The organism is Nevskia soli DSM 19509 (genome assembly GCF_000711955.1).
GTDB classification, from domain to species: domain Bacteria; phylum Pseudomonadota; class Gammaproteobacteria; order Nevskiales; family Nevskiaceae; genus Nevskia; species Nevskia soli.
In genome coordinates this window covers 1-14,617 of the sequence record NZ_JONR01000066.1, presented here as the reverse complement: position 1 = coordinate 14,617, position 14,617 = coordinate 1, and the positions used below count along the sequence as shown (strand labels likewise).

16 protein-coding genes and 1 pseudogene are annotated in these 14,617 nt (G+C 65.7%); 7 read left to right on the top strand and 10 right to left on the bottom strand.

Features of this window, described 5'->3' with window-relative positions; genetic code table 11:
* The 5 genes from BP26_RS28925 to BP26_RS0121820 form a co-directional block, all read right to left on the bottom strand.
* The coding region (locus tag BP26_RS28925; RefSeq protein ID WP_084183327.1) for a carboxymuconolactone decarboxylase family protein at positions 1-886 on the bottom strand (886 nt) is incomplete at its 3' end.
* 82 nt (positions 887-968) lie between these two features.
* Positions 969-1,295, bottom strand: a complete 327-nt coding sequence (locus BP26_RS0121835) for a 2Fe-2S iron-sulfur cluster-binding protein (RefSeq protein ID WP_029922683.1) — start codon at positions 1,293-1,295, stop codon at positions 969-971.
* A 90-nt stretch (positions 1,296-1,385) separates the two neighbouring features.
* A complete protein-coding gene (locus BP26_RS0121830; RefSeq protein ID WP_051749282.1) occupies positions 1,386-2,396 on the bottom strand; it encodes a Rieske 2Fe-2S domain-containing protein in 1,011 nt (336 codons plus the stop codon).
* Between the two features lie 272 nt (positions 2,397-2,668).
* Positions 2,669-3,547 (bottom strand): ion channel, encoded by an 879-nt coding sequence (locus tag BP26_RS0121825; protein ID WP_036517633.1) that lies wholly within the window; start codon positions 3,545-3,547, stop codon positions 2,669-2,671.
* 31 nt (positions 3,548-3,578) lie between these two features.
* A complete protein-coding gene (locus BP26_RS0121820; RefSeq protein WP_211255017.1) occupies positions 3,579-4,586 on the bottom strand; it encodes a LysR family transcriptional regulator in 1,008 nt (335 codons plus the stop codon).
* 166 nt (positions 4,587-4,752) lie between these two features.
* Here BP26_RS0121820 and BP26_RS0121815 point away from each other — a divergent pair, with 166 nt between their 5' ends.
* Together BP26_RS0121815 and BP26_RS0121810 are read left to right on the top strand one after the other, a co-directional pair.
* Entirely contained in the window at positions 4,753-5,937 is a 1,185-nt protein-coding gene (locus BP26_RS0121815) for an MFS transporter (RefSeq protein ID WP_029922679.1), read from the top strand.
* Positions 5,938-5,958: 21 nt separating this feature from the next.
* Positions 5,959-7,017, top strand: a complete 1,059-nt coding sequence (locus BP26_RS0121810) for an SDR family oxidoreductase (protein WP_029922678.1) — start codon at positions 5,959-5,961, stop codon at positions 7,015-7,017.
* 36 nt (positions 7,018-7,053) lie between these two features.
* Here the strand turns inward: BP26_RS0121810 and BP26_RS0121805 are convergent, their stop codons facing one another.
* The 4 genes from BP26_RS0121805 to BP26_RS0121790 form a co-directional block, all read right to left on the bottom strand.
* Positions 7,054-7,431: a DUF2784 domain-containing protein gene (locus tag BP26_RS0121805; protein WP_029922677.1), complete on the bottom strand. Its 378-nt coding sequence runs from the start codon at positions 7,429-7,431 to the stop codon at positions 7,054-7,056.
* Positions 7,432-7,478: 47 nt separating this feature from the next.
* Positions 7,479-7,946, bottom strand: a complete 468-nt coding sequence (locus BP26_RS0121800) for a hypothetical protein (RefSeq protein WP_157572692.1) — start codon at positions 7,944-7,946, stop codon at positions 7,479-7,481.
* Positions 7,947-8,175: 229 nt separating this feature from the next.
* Positions 8,176-9,156: a catalase family peroxidase gene (locus BP26_RS0121795; protein ID WP_029922675.1), complete on the bottom strand. Its 981-nt coding sequence runs from the start codon at positions 9,154-9,156 to the stop codon at positions 8,176-8,178.
* 126 nt (positions 9,157-9,282) lie between these two features.
* A complete protein-coding gene (locus BP26_RS0121790; RefSeq protein WP_029922674.1) occupies positions 9,283-9,915 on the bottom strand; it encodes a 2-hydroxychromene-2-carboxylate isomerase in 633 nt (210 codons plus the stop codon).
* A 232-nt stretch (positions 9,916-10,147) separates the two neighbouring features.
* Here BP26_RS0121790 and BP26_RS0121785 point away from each other — a divergent pair, with 232 nt between their 5' ends.
* On the top strand, positions 10,148-10,984 hold the full coding sequence (locus BP26_RS0121785) for a class I SAM-dependent methyltransferase (protein ID WP_029922673.1): 837 nt from the start codon (positions 10,148-10,150) through the stop codon (positions 10,982-10,984).
* Positions 10,985-11,082: 98 nt separating this feature from the next.
* Positions 11,083-11,460, top strand: coding sequence for a DUF6491 family protein (locus tag BP26_RS0121780; protein ID WP_157572691.1), 378 nt, complete (start codon positions 11,083-11,085; stop codon positions 11,458-11,460).
* Here the strand turns inward: BP26_RS0121780 and BP26_RS0121775 are convergent.
* The gene (locus tag BP26_RS0121775) at positions 11,444-12,076 is read right to left on the bottom strand and encodes a pyridoxamine 5'-phosphate oxidase family protein (RefSeq protein ID WP_029922671.1); all 633 of its coding nucleotides are present in this window, start codon (positions 12,074-12,076) and stop codon (positions 11,444-11,446) included. The two genes, BP26_RS0121780 and BP26_RS0121775, sit on opposite strands and share 17 nt — an antisense overlap.
* Before the next feature lie 490 nt (positions 12,077-12,566).
* On the opposite strand from BP26_RS0121775, the gene BP26_RS0121770 reads away from it, so the two are divergent.
* The 3 genes and pseudogenes from BP26_RS0121770 to BP26_RS0121755 form a co-directional block, all read left to right on the top strand.
* Positions 12,567-12,950 carry a DUF6713 family protein gene (locus BP26_RS0121770; RefSeq protein ID WP_029922670.1) on the top strand — a complete coding sequence of 128 codons (384 nt, stop codon included), beginning with the start codon at positions 12,567-12,569 and terminating at the stop codon, positions 12,948-12,950.
* A gap of 231 nt (positions 12,951-13,181) precedes the next feature.
* Positions 13,182-13,499, top strand: a complete 318-nt coding sequence (locus BP26_RS0121760) for a hypothetical protein (RefSeq protein WP_051749281.1) — start codon at positions 13,182-13,184, stop codon at positions 13,497-13,499.
* A gap of 633 nt (positions 13,500-14,132) precedes the next feature.
* Positions 14,133-14,617, top strand: a pseudogene (locus BP26_RS0121755) (hypothetical protein); the annotation flags it as partial.

The following is a 14,617-nucleotide window of genomic DNA, read 5'->3' as shown; positions in this document are numbered from 1 at the left end:
CGGCGGTCATTTTTGCGCAGTGCAAGTCGGACAGAGTGCGGCATGGTGACTCCATGGTGCGCTCTGGCCGGCGCAGCAATGCGCAAAAATGGCCCCGTCCCGGAGGGTTGCGCCCAAAATCGCGCCAGGGCGGCCCCGACACGGTGCCCGAGCGTAGCGAGGTGGGTGCGGGAGGGGCCGCTTTCGCCCGCTCCCGCACCCACGCTGACGCGGCACCGTGTCGCGGGCGATCGTTGTCAGCCCCAGCCATGGAATCACCATGGCTGGGGCCTCCGCCTTGCCTGACGCGATTTTGGACTGCAACGCAGGTGCGATTCATTCTGTTACAGGCTCTAAGGGTTCCCGCCAGCATTTCGTAATGGCCGATCAGCAGGCACAACTCCAGCAGCTTCTTGTCGTCGTAATGTGCCGCGAGGTCTTGCCAGGTATCGGCCGACAGGATGCGCGCATGGTGCAACTCGTCGGTGGCCCGCAGCAACGCCGCATGCCGCGGCTCCCAGCCCGGCGCATCAGCTCCCTGCGCCACCCGCGCCACCTGCTGCGGCGTCAGTCCCACGCGCAGGCCGATGGCCACATGCTGTCCCCATTCGTAGCGGCAGCGGCAATTCCAGCCCACCCGCAGGATCGCCAGCTCCGTATCGCGCCGGTCCAGCGTGCCGAATGGCATCAGCCGCGCCGCAAACGACAGCCAGGCCCGGAACAGCCGCCAGTGCCGCATCAACACCAGGAAGATCCCGGGCGGATCGCCCTTGACGAACAGCCCCAGCGCCCAGGCCAGCAGTCGCGGCCGCAGACCGGCGCCGCGCAGTTGTATGGGTGGAATGCGCGACGCGCCGGCGGGATGCCAGTCGCCGGGTGGGGCGAGTTGCCGGGGAACCGGAGTCATCGATTGCTCCTGTGCTACGGATGACAGGAGCGTAACGCAAGCGGTCGCCTGGAGTGCAGCGGCGACGCGTCAGGTGCCGCCTTCAGGGAACCGGCCCGATCTCCACCTCGATACCGCTGAGTTCCTCGCTGACCGGAATCTGGCAGGACAGGCGCGAAGCGGGACGCACCTCGACCAGTTCGGCGATGGCGTCCAGCATCATCTGCTCGTCCTCGCTCTTCGCCAGCAGGCGCTCGGCCCAGGCCGCGCCGACATAGACGTGGCAGGTGCCGCAGGCGCAGGCGCCGCCGCAGGTGCCTTCCACGCCCAGGTTGGCTTCACGCAACACCTCCATCAGCGGACGGCCGCGTTCGGCTTCGAGTTTGTGCGCGGTGCCGTCGCGGTCGGTGGCGAGTACTTCCACGGCCATTTCTTCAACTCTCCAAAAAGAGACGCGCGCACAGCCATGACCATGCGCGCGTCGTCGATATTAGGGTCAACAGACCCTTGCGGGAACGGCTCAAATCTTGTCGGAATTTTCCCAGCCCGGGTAGAACTGCTTGAACCACTGGCGGTACTTGATGATCTGGCCGTCGCCGTCGCACAGCAACGGCTTGGCGCGGTACTTCTTGTTGTTCCACACGATCATGTCGACGCTCTCGAAGCCGGCGCTATCCTCGCCATCGGCCTCGCCGATGGCGTGCGCCACCAGGTGCTCGGCGATCGCCCGCTCCTTGCTGCCCTGGGGATAGTCCTTGTAGGTGAAGCTCATGTTCATCTGCGTCTGGTCGCGCGTGATCGGCACCGAGTAGGAGATCATGGTGGCGGTGATGCCGTCCTTGGTGAAGCGCATCACGTTCAGGCCGGGGCCGTACATGTCGCCGATGATGTAGCCCATGCCGATGTTGATCTGCATCTTGTGGTCTTCGAAGGTCGCCGTGGTCGGCGGCACGATCGGCGCGCCGTGCAGGTACTTCAAATGCACGTTGTCGACGCCGTTCTCGGCCACTTCCTGGATTGCGGTGTTGACCGAACCGCTCCAGCGGCGCGGCTTGACGTAGCCCGCCTCTTCCATCTCCGGGATCGCCGGCAGCTCCCACTGCGGGTCTTCCGCCTGCGGGTGGTACCAGGCCCAGATCAGGCCGTAGCGCTCCTGCACCGGCAGGGTGCGCAGGATCGGCTGCTTCTTGGTGATCGGCGGCATCACCTTGGCGTAGGGGATGTGCTTGCAGAAGCCGTCGGCGCCGTACTCCCAGTGATGGAAGGTGCAGCGGATGTTGTCGCCCACCACCTTGCCGCCGTGGCCCAGGTGCGCGCCCAGGTGCGGGCAATAGGGATCGGTGATGCCGACCGTGCCGTTCTCGCCGCGGAACATGACCCATTCCTGGTCGAGGAAATTGATGTTCTTCACTTCGCCGGGCTGGATGCTGTCCGAGTAGCCGGCGAAGAACCAGCCGGTCGGAATCGGGAAGGGATTGCGCTCCAGCCGCTGGGAGTCGAGCAGAAGCTGCAATTTGATCGGAGCGTTCATGAATCTGTCCTCTTGAGCGGGTGCCGGCATTGCCGGCGGCTGGCGGGTTCGGTCCCGGCGGATTCCGGACAACGGATGCACCTCGGGAGCCTGATCATGAAAGGAGATTGGGGGAATTGCCTCACAAAAACGTATCTTGCTTTTTTTGTGGAATTGAGGCATTGCTGATGCTTGCGATCGCGCCTCCCCACTCAATTCTGAAACGGGGAAGTGCCGTACTGGCCTGTCACCACCGCAAGCTTCCCCCTCACGCGCAAACCATTTACGTAAAGTCATGTGACGGGCCGCACCACCGGCACCGTTTCATGGAAGCGCGCCATGTCCAGCACCACCTCCCCGGTGGGCAACTGGTCCATCACGTCGATGAATTCGTGATCGAACAGCACCTTGCGCGCCGAATAGGTCTGCCGCGCCACCACGTTGGCCGAGATCGATTCGTCGTAGCCGCTGATCGAGGCGACCAGCAGGATGCTTTCCTGTTCCAGGGTCTCCGCCGTCGCGCCCCACAGCGGACTGGTCTCGTCGATCAGGTGGATCAGGCTCCACGACAGGCTGAGGATCGGCGTGCTGGGCCGCTCCAGCCGCAGGTCGATGAAGCGCCGCAGGATCTTGCCGTCAGGCATCCGCGTGCGGCGCAGCAGCGTCATCCGCGCCGTCGCCTCGGCCACCGTGCCGTGCCGCTGGTTGACCACGCGCACCATCAGCGCCGGGTGCAGCTCATAAGGCGCTACCACCGCCACCTGGCTGAACAGCAGGCGCGGCCGCGGCCGCGAGAAGCGGGTGAAGACCAGGCCGGTGATCACCGCCATGCTCATCAGGCCGAAGATGATCTCGGTCGAGGCCACGATATGGCCGTAGATATTGGCCGGACTCATTACCCCGTAGCCCACCGTGGCCAGTGTCTCGATGCTGAAGAAGAAGTGATCGACGAACACCCCCGGCCGCGCGTTGTTGATGCAGCCGGGGACCGCGTAGTAGGCGAGGGCGAAAATCAGGTTGGTGGTGAGGTAGAACGAGACCGTCAGGGCGAAGAACACCGGCCAGGAAATGGTCAGGACCAGGTAATAGGGATCGCGCAGGCTGAAGCGGCTCATGCCGAGCTTGATCGCGTCGATGTCCCCCAGGTGCACGCGCACCGGCCTGCTTTTCATCGGATCCCGTTTCCCGCTGGCTGCGACAGCTTTACTTTTTCTGGATACTCGCGGTTTCCGCGTCAATGCTCAAGCCGCCGGATTTCCTGGAGCCCTTGCCGCGTTCCCGCCGGCTCGCCGCGGCGAGCACGCCGGGTTCCGCCCTGGCCAGCCGCGCCTCCATGTGCTCGATGAAGCGGCGTACGCGCAGCGGCACGAAGCGCCGGCTCGGATAGACGGCGTGGATGTCCGCCGGCTCGTCGACATACCGATCGAGCACGGTTACCAGCCGGCCGGCGATGAGCTCGTCGGCCACGTCCCAGATGGACTTGCGCGTGATGCCCTCGCCGAGGCGCGCCCAGTCGTAGACCAGTTCGCCGCTGTCGCTGCCCAGCGTGCCGTCGATGCCGAGGCTCAGGGGCCCCTCCGGCGTGCGGAAATTCCAGCTGGCGCTGCTGCGCCCGGGACGCAGCAGGGGAATGCAGCGGTGCCGCGCCAGATCCGTCGGCAGACGTGGCCTGCCGTGCTTCTTCAGGTAGGCGGGCGAGGCGACCAGCACCATGTGGCTGCGCGCCACGCGGCGCGCGATCAGGCTGGAATCCTGCGGCCGGCCGATGCGCACCGCGAGGTCGAAGCCGCCGCCGAGCAGGTCCACCACCTCGTCGTTGAGATGCAGGTTCACCGCCACCTGCGGATGCAGGCGGGCGAAGTCCGCTGCCAGCGGTCCCAGCCAGCGCCGGCCAAAGGCATGCGTTGCGGTGATGCGCAGCGTGCCCTGTACCGCGGCGGTATCGCCGGAAGCGGCCACCGCCGCTTCCTGCAACTGGCCCAGCAGGGGCGCCACGCGCTCGTAGTAGGTCGCGCCCGCCTCGGTCAGCCCCAGGCGCCGCGAGCTGCGCTGCAGCAGGCGCACGCCCAGACAACGTTCCAGCCGGGTCAGGCGCTTGCTCGCCACCGCCGGCGAAATCTTCAGGGTGCGGCCGGCCGCCGAAAGGCTGCCGGCGGCGACGGCATGGATGAACAGCATCAGGTCCGGCAGTTCCACGGTTTCGGGGGCCACGGCGGTTCCGGTGCGGGGCGGGGATTACTTTCAGCTTAGCGCCGTGACTGCGCATCTTCAATGATATGGAACAGATGGTTTGATCAAAATGCGGATTCTGTTTGCTGGTGGAAAAGATCATGATGCGCGCACTGAAAATTCCCTTCCACCCCAGCCCAGGAAAACCTTGAACGCCGCCAGCAAATCCCTTCCCCTGCCGCTGATCGCCCTGGCGCTCGCCGCCTTCGGCATCGGCACCGCCGAATTCGTCATCATGGGCCTGCTGCCTGAAGTCGCCGCCGACCTGCGGGTGAGCATTCCCTCGGCTGGCCTGCTGGTCACCGGCTACGCCCTCGGCGTGGCCATCGGCGCGCCGATCCTCGCCATCGTCACCGCCGGCATGCCGCGCAAGCTGGCGTTGATGGGGCTGATGGGTTTGTTCATTCTCGGCAATGTGTTGTCGGCACTGGCGCCTGGCTACGGCTGGCTGCTGTCGGCGCGGGTGGTGGCGGCGTTCTGCCATGGGGCCTTCTTCGGCATCGGCTCCGTTGTCGCCGCCAGCCTGGTGCCGGCCAATCGCCAGGCCCAGGCCATCGCCCTGATGTTCACCGGGCTGACCCTGGCCAATGTGCTCGGCGTCCCGGCCGGTACCGCGCTGGGCCAGGCCGCCGGCTGGCGGGCCACCTTCTGGGCGGTCAGCGCCATCGGCGTGCTGGCCTTCGCCGCCGTGGCCGCCTTCGTGCCGGCGAAGCTTCCGTTGCCGAAGACGCACCTGATGCATGAGTTCGCCGTGCTGCGCAAACCGCAGGTATGGATCGCACTGGGCATGACCGTGCTCGGCTTCGGCGGCGTCTTCACCGTGTTCACCTACATCGCTCCGATCCTCGAGCAGGTGACGAAGGTTTCCCCGCATGCGGTCACCGGCATCCTGCTGCTGTTCGGCGTCGGCCTCACCATCGGCAACACCCTCGGGGGCAAGCTGGCCGACTGGAAGCTGATGCCCGCCCTGATGGGCATCCTCGCCGCCCTGGCCTTGGTGCTGCTCGCGTTCTCCTACACCAGCCGTATGGTGGTGCCGGCCATGGTCACGGTCTTCGTCTGGGGTGTATTCGCCTTCGCCACCGTGCCGCCCCTGCAGATGCGTGTAGTCGCGAAAGCGGCCGAAGCGCCCAACCTCGCTTCCACCCTCAACATCGGCGCTTTCAACCTCGGCAACGCGCTCGGCGCCTGGCTCGGCGGCGTGGTCATCACCCAGGGCGCGCCGCTCACCGCGCTGCCGTTCGCCGGCGCCGCCGTCGCCCTTGCGGGGCTGGCGCTCACCGCGCTCTCCGCCTTGATGGACCGCCGCGCGCCGCAGCTCGCGATGGCCTGATCCATTGTTTCGGGAGTTCGCATGAGCACGGCAAACAAGGTCGCCCTGGTGGTCGGCGCCCAGGGCGTCATCGGCCGCAACCTGGTCGAACACCTCGCCGCACTGGGCGACTGGGACATCGTCGGCCTGTCCCGGCGCGGTGGTGCCGCCGCGGGACGGATCCGTCATATCGCGGTCGATCTGCTCGATCGCGACGACTGCCGCGCCAAGCTGAGCGAGCTGCGCCAGGTCACGCACATCTTCTATGCCGCCTACCAGGATCGACCGACCTGGGCCGAACTGGTGCCGCCCAATCTCGCCATGCTGGGCAACGTGGTGGAAGCGGTCGAGCCGGCGGCGGTGGGCCTGCGCCATATCAGCCTGATGCAGGGCTACAAGGTTTATGGCGCACACCTGGGCCCGTTCAAGACGCCGGCGCGCGAGACCGACGCCGGGCACATGCCGCCCGAGTTCAACGTCGATCAGCAGGATTTTCTCGAGCAACGCCGGCGCGGCAAGGCCTGGAGCTGGTCGGCGATCCGCCCTTCGGTGGTCGGCGGCTTCGCCCTCGGCAACCCGATGAACCTGGCCATCGTCATCGCCGTCTATGCCTCGATGTCGAAGGCGCTGGGCCTGCCGTTGCGCTTTCCCGGCAAGCCCGGCGCCTACGACAAGCTGCTGGAGATGACCGACGCCGGTCTGCTGGCCAAGGCCACGGTCTGGGCCGCCATTGATCCGCGTTGCGCCAACCAGGCCTTCAACATCAACAACGGTGACCTGTTTCGCTGGAGCGAAATGTGGCCGAAGATCGCCCGCTGGTTCGATCTGGAAGTGGCGCCGCCATTGCCGATGTCGCTCGACGTGGTGATGGCCGACAAGGAGCCATTGTGGCAGTCCATGATCGAAACGCATGACTTGCAGCCCACGCCATACCGGGACGTCTCTTCCTGGGGTTTCGGTGATTTCGTCTTTTCCTGGGACTACGACCTGTTTGCCGACGGGTCCAAGGCGCGGCGTTTCGGCTTCCATGAATACGTCGAGACCGAGGCGATGTTCATGAACATCTTTGCCGACCTGCGCCGCCGCCGCATCATTCCCTGAGCGGCTTGCGTATCTCCAGTCGATGACCGACGACGTTCAGCGCCATTTCCTGGATCGATGCCGAATGTACGCCGCAACATAAAGCACCGCATTCATGCTCAGCAATACCACCGCCATCACCACTTGGTGCTGCGGTTGCAAGCCCGCCGGGTAGATCACCGGCACGATGTAGTGATCGATGAAACCGCTGCCGCCGTAGCCGGCTTCACCCGCCATGGCCCGGAAGTGGTTTTCCAGCGGCGTCAGCGGGCAGATGTGGTGCGACAGTTCGATCCATACGCCCCAGGCCCAGGCTGGAACATGCAGCCAGGCCCAGCGCGGGCGCCATAACACCAGCCAGCCGCCGAAAATGGCGAAGAGGATGAAGCCAAGGTGGAATACCACCACGGCATTGGCGGCGAAATGGAACAGCATGGTGCGGACAGCTTAGCGCAACGCTTCGCCGCCGCTGCGCTATCGCGCTATTGCGGTGCCGAATCCACCTTCCAGACACCGGCGTCGAACTTGAACGTGGCCCGGCCCGGGCGATCGCCCGAATCGACGCCGCCGCTGTCGGCTCGCCACTTGTCGAGGTGGGCTTTCAGGGCCTTGAACATCGGGGTGGGCTTTTCGTGCGCTTCCATCTTGGCGTAGTCGGCGAGCCAGGCGAGGGACATCTCGTTGGTGAAATGGCGGTCGTGGTTGTATTCGACGGTGGCGCTGTTGTTGCCCATCACCAGGCGCGTGACCCGGGGCTTGTAAATGCACATCGGCTTGCCGTCGAGTTCGGCGAAGTCCGGCTCGCCTTGCTCGGTGTAATACGTGCCGCAGTCGTCGTTCATGAACGGCTGCAGCAGTTCCTCGGCTTTCGCCGCGGTGAGGTCGTCCGCCATGCAGTTGGCGCTCAGGACCATTGCCGCCAGTGCCGCTGTCATATAAAAAGCTTTCACGAGAACCTCGTCGATTCAACGCCCCCTGCGCATCGATGCCAGACTCCCGGCGGGCTGTCCCGGAGGGATGCCCGCTCGGGTTCTCCGACGCGCAAGTCAAAGTAGCAAATACCAGGCCAGTTATCGGCCGCACCAGGACTGCGACGTCGAGATCACGGACCCCTGCCACTGGACCGCGCAGGAGCAGGTACGGCCTATCGAGTGGGGCGCGGCCTTATGACAAATCCGCTTACTGCCGCCGCGAGAACGACACCGCGTAAGCCGCGTTGCGCGCGCCCACCAGCGGATCGTCCGACAGTTCGATGCCGTCGGTGAGCTGCCCCGGCAGGAACAACAGCTTCTTCTGCGCCGCCAGGCTGTCGGCGACGGGCTTGTCGATGGTCAACGTGCCCAGGTCCACCACTTTGCGATCATCCGGCCAGGGCTGCGTCGGGTCCTTGGTGTTGTCGCCGGGAGCGGCAAGCTGCGCCTTGAGATGGAACACCACCGCCTTCTTGGCGATGCGCTTGGGCAGGTCGTCGACCAGGAAGTCGGGCGCCTTCTTCTCCGCCACCGCCGGCGTCAGGTGTACCACTTTCACCGGCTGCATGATGTAGCGCACCGCCTGTTTCTGGCCAGCCTTGTTGACGAAGACGAAGGCGTCGATGCCGTAGTACACCTCGTCGGCGAAGCTGTCCGGTGTCGACACCGTGCCGAAGGCCTTGGGCACGCTCGGGTGCGCGGCCACGAACTGCTCGAACTTGGTCGGCTTCGGCGCATCGGCGGGGCTGTCGGCGATCGCCATCAGCAGGTCGCGGAATTCCTCGCCGTTCGCCACCGGGAAGAACTTGAGCGAGTTGATCACCATGTCGGTATCGGCGCCGCCCGGCAGGTGGAACTTGATCGCCATGCCGTGCGGATTGGCGTTGCCCGAACCGTCCGGCACATTGGGCAGGCCGCCCGAATCGGAGAAGCGCACCGTCACCGGGATGGTGCTGCCGTCGAACAGCGCCGCCCGGCTCAGCGCCGCCGCGCCCGGCGCCGCCTTGAAGCTGCCCTCGGCCACCACGCCCTTGGCGTGGTTGGCGCGGAAGCCGGGATGCGGCCCGTAGATCTTGTTCATCGTATCGACAATCTGCGTCGGCACCGGCGCATCGTCCGCGCCGGCGAAACCGGATACGGCGGCCGTCATCAAGGCGGCTGCGGCGACTGCAAGCTTGTTCCTGACCATGAATGCGTATCTCCCCTGGTTGATGGATTCCCTGCCAACGGCGCCGGCGAGCGCCGCCGGGCATTCTGGCACAGCGTCCGGCCGGATGAGCGGACCTGCCCAGGGGGAGGTCCTACGCGGCGGCGCTCAGGCCTTGACCCGCCGCGCCGCCAGCATCAACGCATCGTCGAGCCGGTCGTTGCCCCAGAACATCTCCTTGCCGACGAAGAAGGTCGGCGCGCCGAAGATGCCGCGCGCCTTCGCCGCTTCGGTCTGCTGCCGCAAGCGCAATTTGTTCTGCTCGGTCTGCGCCTCGGCGATCAGCTGCGCCGCCGGCAGGCCGAGTTCGGTCAGCACCATGGCGACGTGCTCGGGCCCGTCGATATCCTGATCTTCCGCGAAGTTGAGCATCATCGTCATGCGGCAGTAGTCCGCCATCCAGGGCTGCTCCGCGCCCAGTACGGCCACCCGCATCGGCAGCAGCGAGCGGCGCGGAAAGCTGCTGGGCCGCGTCCAGGGCAGGCCGTACTTGTCGCACTGCCGTTCCATGTCGCGCCACACGTATTCGCCTTTTTCCTTCTGCATCACGAAAGGCGAGGTGTCCCAGCCGAAGGTCTGGAGGATCGGCCCCAGCAGGAACGGCCGCCACGTCACGCTCACATCACGGCGCGCGGCGGCATCCTCGATGCGCATGGTGCTGAGGTAACTGTAATTGCTGCCGAAATCGAACCAGAATTCGATCCCGCCGCTCGCCGCCGCCTGGGGCGCGTCTTTGTTCATCCCGCTCTCTCTCCGCATTCATGGCTTGCTCGTTCATGACGAGGCAGCGCATCTCCAGGATTCTCGTTTTCGCGCAAGGCGGCGTTGGCTGGCGCAGGCGAATGGTCGAAGGCTGCGCGTGGATTGTATCGGGCTATGGCGCCGCGTTGTGAATTCTGTGACGAGTCGTGCTGTGTGCTGCGTCACAGCAGAGATGGTGGACGGCATTGGGGCCCGTTCCTAAGATTTCCACATGGAGCCAGGACAGCCAAGCCGCACCGCCAGGGCCGCCGCCGCGCACCGTGCGGCCCACCAGGTGCTGGAGCAGGGCAGGGTGTTCGCCGATCCCCTGGCGCTGCGCATCCTGGGCGAGGACGCCGTCGCGCTGGCGCAGATGGAGGATTTCCCCCAGCGCCGCGCCATGCGACTGTTCATCGCCGTGCCCATCCGCTTCGCCGAAGACGCGCTGGCGCGGGCCATCGCCCCGGGCGTCACCCAGCTGGTGGTGCTCGGCGCCGGGCTCGATACCTACGCGTACCGCAATGCACCGGCCTCGCGCCTGCGCATCTTCGAAGTGGATCACCCGTCAACCCAGGCCTGGAAGCGCGGTCGCCTGGCCGAAGCCGGCATCGCGCTGCCGCCGGGCCTGACCTTCGCTCCCGTGGACTTCGAGCGACAGGCGCTGCGCGAGGGCCTGCTCGCCGCCGGCTTCGATCCGGCGCAGCGCAGCTTCTTCACCTGGCTTGGTGTGGTGCCCTACCTGAGCGAGGCGGCAATCTTCGCCACGCTCGGCTTCATCGCCGGCCTGCCCGGCGGCGCGCAGGTGGTGTTCGACTACGCCAATCCCCCCGCCTCCCTGCCGGCGGCGGCGCGTGCCGCACATGAGCAACGCGCCGCCCGCGTCGCCGAACTGGGCGAGTCCTGGATCAGTTATTTCGATGCCGAGCCTCTGGGCGCCAGGCTCAGGGATCTGGGCTACACCGAAGTCGAAGACCTCGGCCCGGCGCAGATCGCCGCGCGCTATTTCCCCGAACGGGCCGCCGTGGCTGCCGACAAGGGCGGCCACGTCCTGCGCGCCGCGACGTTCTGAGCGCCGCCGGGCGGCCGTGAACCCGCGCAGCGGGCCGCGGTCGAAGTCACTTCCCGTAGAATGGCGGGGAATCCAAAGAGGTCAGCATGATGCGGTCGATGATGGTTTCAGTTGGGTTGTGTTGCGGTGTATTGCTTGCCGTTGCGGGCTGTTCGGGCTCCGAAGTGCGGCCTATCCCGCAGCGCCTGGTGAAGATGGGGTATCAGCAACAGCCGCCGGTCGAAGTGGTCCACAACTATTCCGTCGAAGGCTGGCATGGGCTCGACGATCGCCACATCATCATCGAGACCGGCACTACCACCGATTACCTCGTCACCCTGGCCGAGGACTGCACCGGCCTGCATGCGGCCGAGACCATCGGCTTCTCCTCGACCAACAGCGACCTGACCCTGTCCAACGATCTGATCATCCACCAGATCTCGGCCAACTTCAGATGTCCGCTGCAGTCGATCAATCCGCTCAAGCGGGGCGGCTAGGCTTGCCGGCTTCGGCCGCCTTGAGCCGGGCTTCCAGTTCCGCGATGCGCGCATCGCGCTCCCGCAGCACCTTCTGCACCGCCTCGACGTCGACCAGTTGCGGAATGTGCTGAGGGCAGTTCGCATCCCAGGCCACGACGCGGAACACGATGGCCCGGTCCGCCTTGGCCTTGTAGCCATCCACCAGCAGGGAAGCCAGCAACTCCGGCTGGTCCTCGACCACGCGCGCTTCGCCCCAGATCTTGATGCGCTGCCGGTGTGCGTAATCCATCAGGAACAGCTGCGCCTTCGGGTTCTCCGACAGGTTGCCGAGCGTGATGTACTGCCGGTTACCGCGGAAGTCGGCGAAGGCAAGGGTGTGCTCGTCCAGCACCCGCAGGAATCCCGGTGGTCCGCCACGATGTTGGATGTACGGCTGCCCGTCGGCGCTTGCGGTGGCCAGGAACAGGCTGTTCTGCCCGGCGATGAATTCGGCCAGCTCCGGCGTCACCCGGTCGGTCCAGCTGCCGCCGAGTTCCTGCCGCGCATAGGTTCCCCGTGAGCCGAGCCGGGTTTGCACGGCCTTCACTGCCGGGGTGAAGGCCACATCGCTCGAATACCGCTCCGTGTTTTCCATGTTCGACCTCCCTCATGCCGTGCGATCACGCCGACTTCGCGCGTCACGCTCATACTGAGGGCTTCCATCGCCAATCAGAATATCCACTGAGGACAAGGCAATATTCCGCAATGGGGAATAAACCCGCCGCCGAACCTTCCATCCTCTCCGGCGTCCTCTACAGGATGCTGCCCGGACTCTGAGCGCCGGGCCGGGGGCGGCAAGTCCCGGGATTTGCCCGTCCGGCCTTCTTTCCGGCCTGGTCTACGCCGCGCCCGCGCCGGCCTGCTACGGCCCCGCCGTGGTCTGCCGCGGCTATTACGGTCCGGCCTACTACAGCCGGCCGCAATACCGGGGCTACTACCGCTGAATCCGCGCAGGCCGGCGGCGCAACCACGCTCCCAGCCTGCCGCGCTATGCTGGCGGCCACAGCCGCCACGCCGTATTGAGACAGGGCAGATGAGCCCGGGCGGCCGCAAGAACTTCGTTGCGGACCGAACCGGGGGACCTCATGGCAAGCGTGCCGATTTCAGTGTGGCTCTATCTCGCCAATGCGGCGATTCTCCTCACCCACCAGATCGACGCCTCGTTCTGGCATGAGTGGGACCTGTTCCACATCCCCGGCGGCAGCCAGGTCAACCTGCTGCTGAACATCCCGCTCATCGTCCTGGTGCTGTACGGCCTCGTGGCATTGGCGCAGGGCCGTCCATCCGGCCGTTTCCTGTATGGCCTGCTTGCAGCAACCGGCCTGTTCACCGCCGGCATCCATTCCTACTTCCTGCTCCACGGCAGCACCGATTTCCGCCTGCCTGTTTCCCTGGCCCTGCTGGCCGCGACTCTGCTGCTGTCCCTGGCGCAGATCGCCGCCCGCGCGAAAGTTCTCACCCATGCCTGAAAAGCCGCCTCCATCCTCCGGCGGCGGCAAGGCGCTGGCGTATCTGGTCCTGGCCGCGCTGCTGATCCTGGCCCTGGTGAGCAAGGAGTTGCGCCTCTGGTGAGCCGTTCGCCGCGCGTGATGGCAAGATGTGCGAACCCGCTGCACTGCCAAAGGCCGCGCCAATCCGCGCCGAGCGGCCCTTTCATGCAGTAATAACCCTATTCAAGCGCACATTTCCCGGAGAGAGCCATGGACGTATCGGTAACGGTGGAAGCGGACAGGAAGCCCAAAGCACCGTCCTATAGCGTCAAGCTCCAGTCCGAAGTGTTCGAAGTGAACATCCGCATTCCCGCCGAGGAAGTCGAAGAACTGAAACTGGTGGCCAGCACCACCTGGGAAGACGGCTCGATGCAGATCGGTGAAGCCGCCGGCGCTCCGGTATTCTGGTCCACCGAGGACGGCGTGGTCGCCCTGCTCATCGGCGAGGACGACGAGAACTGGGATATCGCCCTGTCCCTCCCGGTAGCGGTGATGGATGAAATCATCGAGGGCATCGCCAAGGCTTGAGATTCCGTGGGGTGGCGAAGCGGATTGCGTCGCCTGCGAGGGCGGAGGCGGGCCACAAACTGCGTGTGCCTGATGCGGTTCACGCAGGCTGCAGGAGCACTTCCGGTGCAATGCCGGAAGTGACAAATGAATCATGTTTTCAACCGCTTGGCGGTGCATCGCTACCGTTCAGGTTGTTTTATTGTGCATTGCACAAGCCATTTGCGACCATTAAATCGTTGTTCAACGGGCTGCCAGGGCAGCCATGATTGGTGGCGTCCCGCGCACCGTACCGGTGCCGATGGCGGACTGCCGCCTGAGCATTGGGGACAGGGATAGTGGGCGTTCATCCGGACAGCTCGACGGCAAACGTCGTGGGCTTGGGAAAGCAAGGCGGCAGCACAGGGAAGCGGACTCCACTCCGTGCGCCCGACGCCTGGGTCATCCCTCCCCAGCGCAACTCCCTGCACGAAAGTCCTTTCGCGCCGGCCGGCTCACGGCTGGCCGTGTCCGCGCCTGTTTCGTTCCCGTTCGATGCGCCGCAGCGGTGCTCCTTGCAGGAGGCGCCCACCAGAAACAGATAAGCCGACGCCGCTGAGCCGCTTTCCCATTCGCGAAACAACTCAAAAAAGAAGCAACAACAGGAGCGTACCGATGCGACCCAACCTACTCCCGACCCTCGCCACCGCGGGCTTGCTGATCTGCGGATCGGCCCTGGCCCAGGAACCAGCCGCCGCCACTTCTACCCCCGAGCCGGCACCTACTGATAGCGCCCCCGTGGACGCGAGCGCGCCTGCGGAAACCGCCTCGAGCGACCCGTTCGCCGGCGTGCGCGACATCGACTACATCGGCATCCTGGGCAACTACGACCGCGCCGACACCCACCGCGGCCCGGACGTCAAATACGGCGCTGGCGCCAGCATCCTGTTCGGCCGCCACTTCGCCAACCACTGGGGCTGGGAAGCCAACTACACCCTGAGCACCCTGGAAGCCGGTGCCGGCAACGGCGGCGACTACTACATCCACAACCTGGGCGGCGACCTCACCTACTCCTTCGGTGACCGCCAGCACTTCACCCCCTTCGTCCTGCTGGGCGGCGGTGGTTCGTTTGACGACGTCCACCCGCGCCAGAACGGCGG

Coding starts and splice junctions, on each gene's coding strand:
- BP26_RS0121775 (WP_029922671.1), bottom strand. CDS start 12,076: ATGGAAAACACGGAGCGGTATTCGAGCGATGTGGCCTTCACCCCGGCA.
- BP26_RS0121780 (WP_157572691.1), top strand. CDS start 11,083: ATGATGGTTTCAGTTGGGTTGTGTTGCGGTGTATTGCTTGCCGTTGCG.
- BP26_RS0121760 (WP_051749281.1), top strand. CDS start 13,182: ATGGACGTATCGGTAACGGTGGAAGCGGACAGGAAGCCCAAAGCACCG.
- BP26_RS0121825 (WP_036517633.1), bottom strand. CDS start 3,547: ATGAAAAGCAGGCCGGTGCGCGTGCACCTGGGGGACATCGACGCGATC.
- BP26_RS0121795 (WP_029922675.1), bottom strand. CDS start 9,156: ATGGTCAGGAACAAGCTTGCAGTCGCCGCAGCCGCCTTGATGACGGCC.
- BP26_RS0121835 (WP_029922683.1), bottom strand. CDS start 1,295: ATGGCCGTGGAAGTACTCGCCACCGACCGCGACGGCACCGCGCACAAA.
- BP26_RS0121810 (WP_029922678.1), top strand. CDS start 5,959: ATGAGCACGGCAAACAAGGTCGCCCTGGTGGTCGGCGCCCAGGGCGTC.
- BP26_RS0121770 (WP_029922670.1), top strand. CDS start 12,567: ATGGCAAGCGTGCCGATTTCAGTGTGGCTCTATCTCGCCAATGCGGCG.
- BP26_RS0121785 (WP_029922673.1), top strand. CDS start 10,148: ATGGAGCCAGGACAGCCAAGCCGCACCGCCAGGGCCGCCGCCGCGCAC.
- BP26_RS0121830 (WP_051749282.1), bottom strand. CDS start 2,396: ATGAACGCTCCGATCAAATTGCAGCTTCTGCTCGACTCCCAGCGGCTG.
- BP26_RS0121790 (WP_029922674.1), bottom strand. CDS start 9,915: ATGAACAAAGACGCGCCCCAGGCGGCGGCGAGCGGCGGGATCGAATTC.
- BP26_RS0121805 (WP_029922677.1), bottom strand. CDS start 7,431: ATGCTGTTCCATTTCGCCGCCAATGCCGTGGTGGTATTCCACCTTGGC.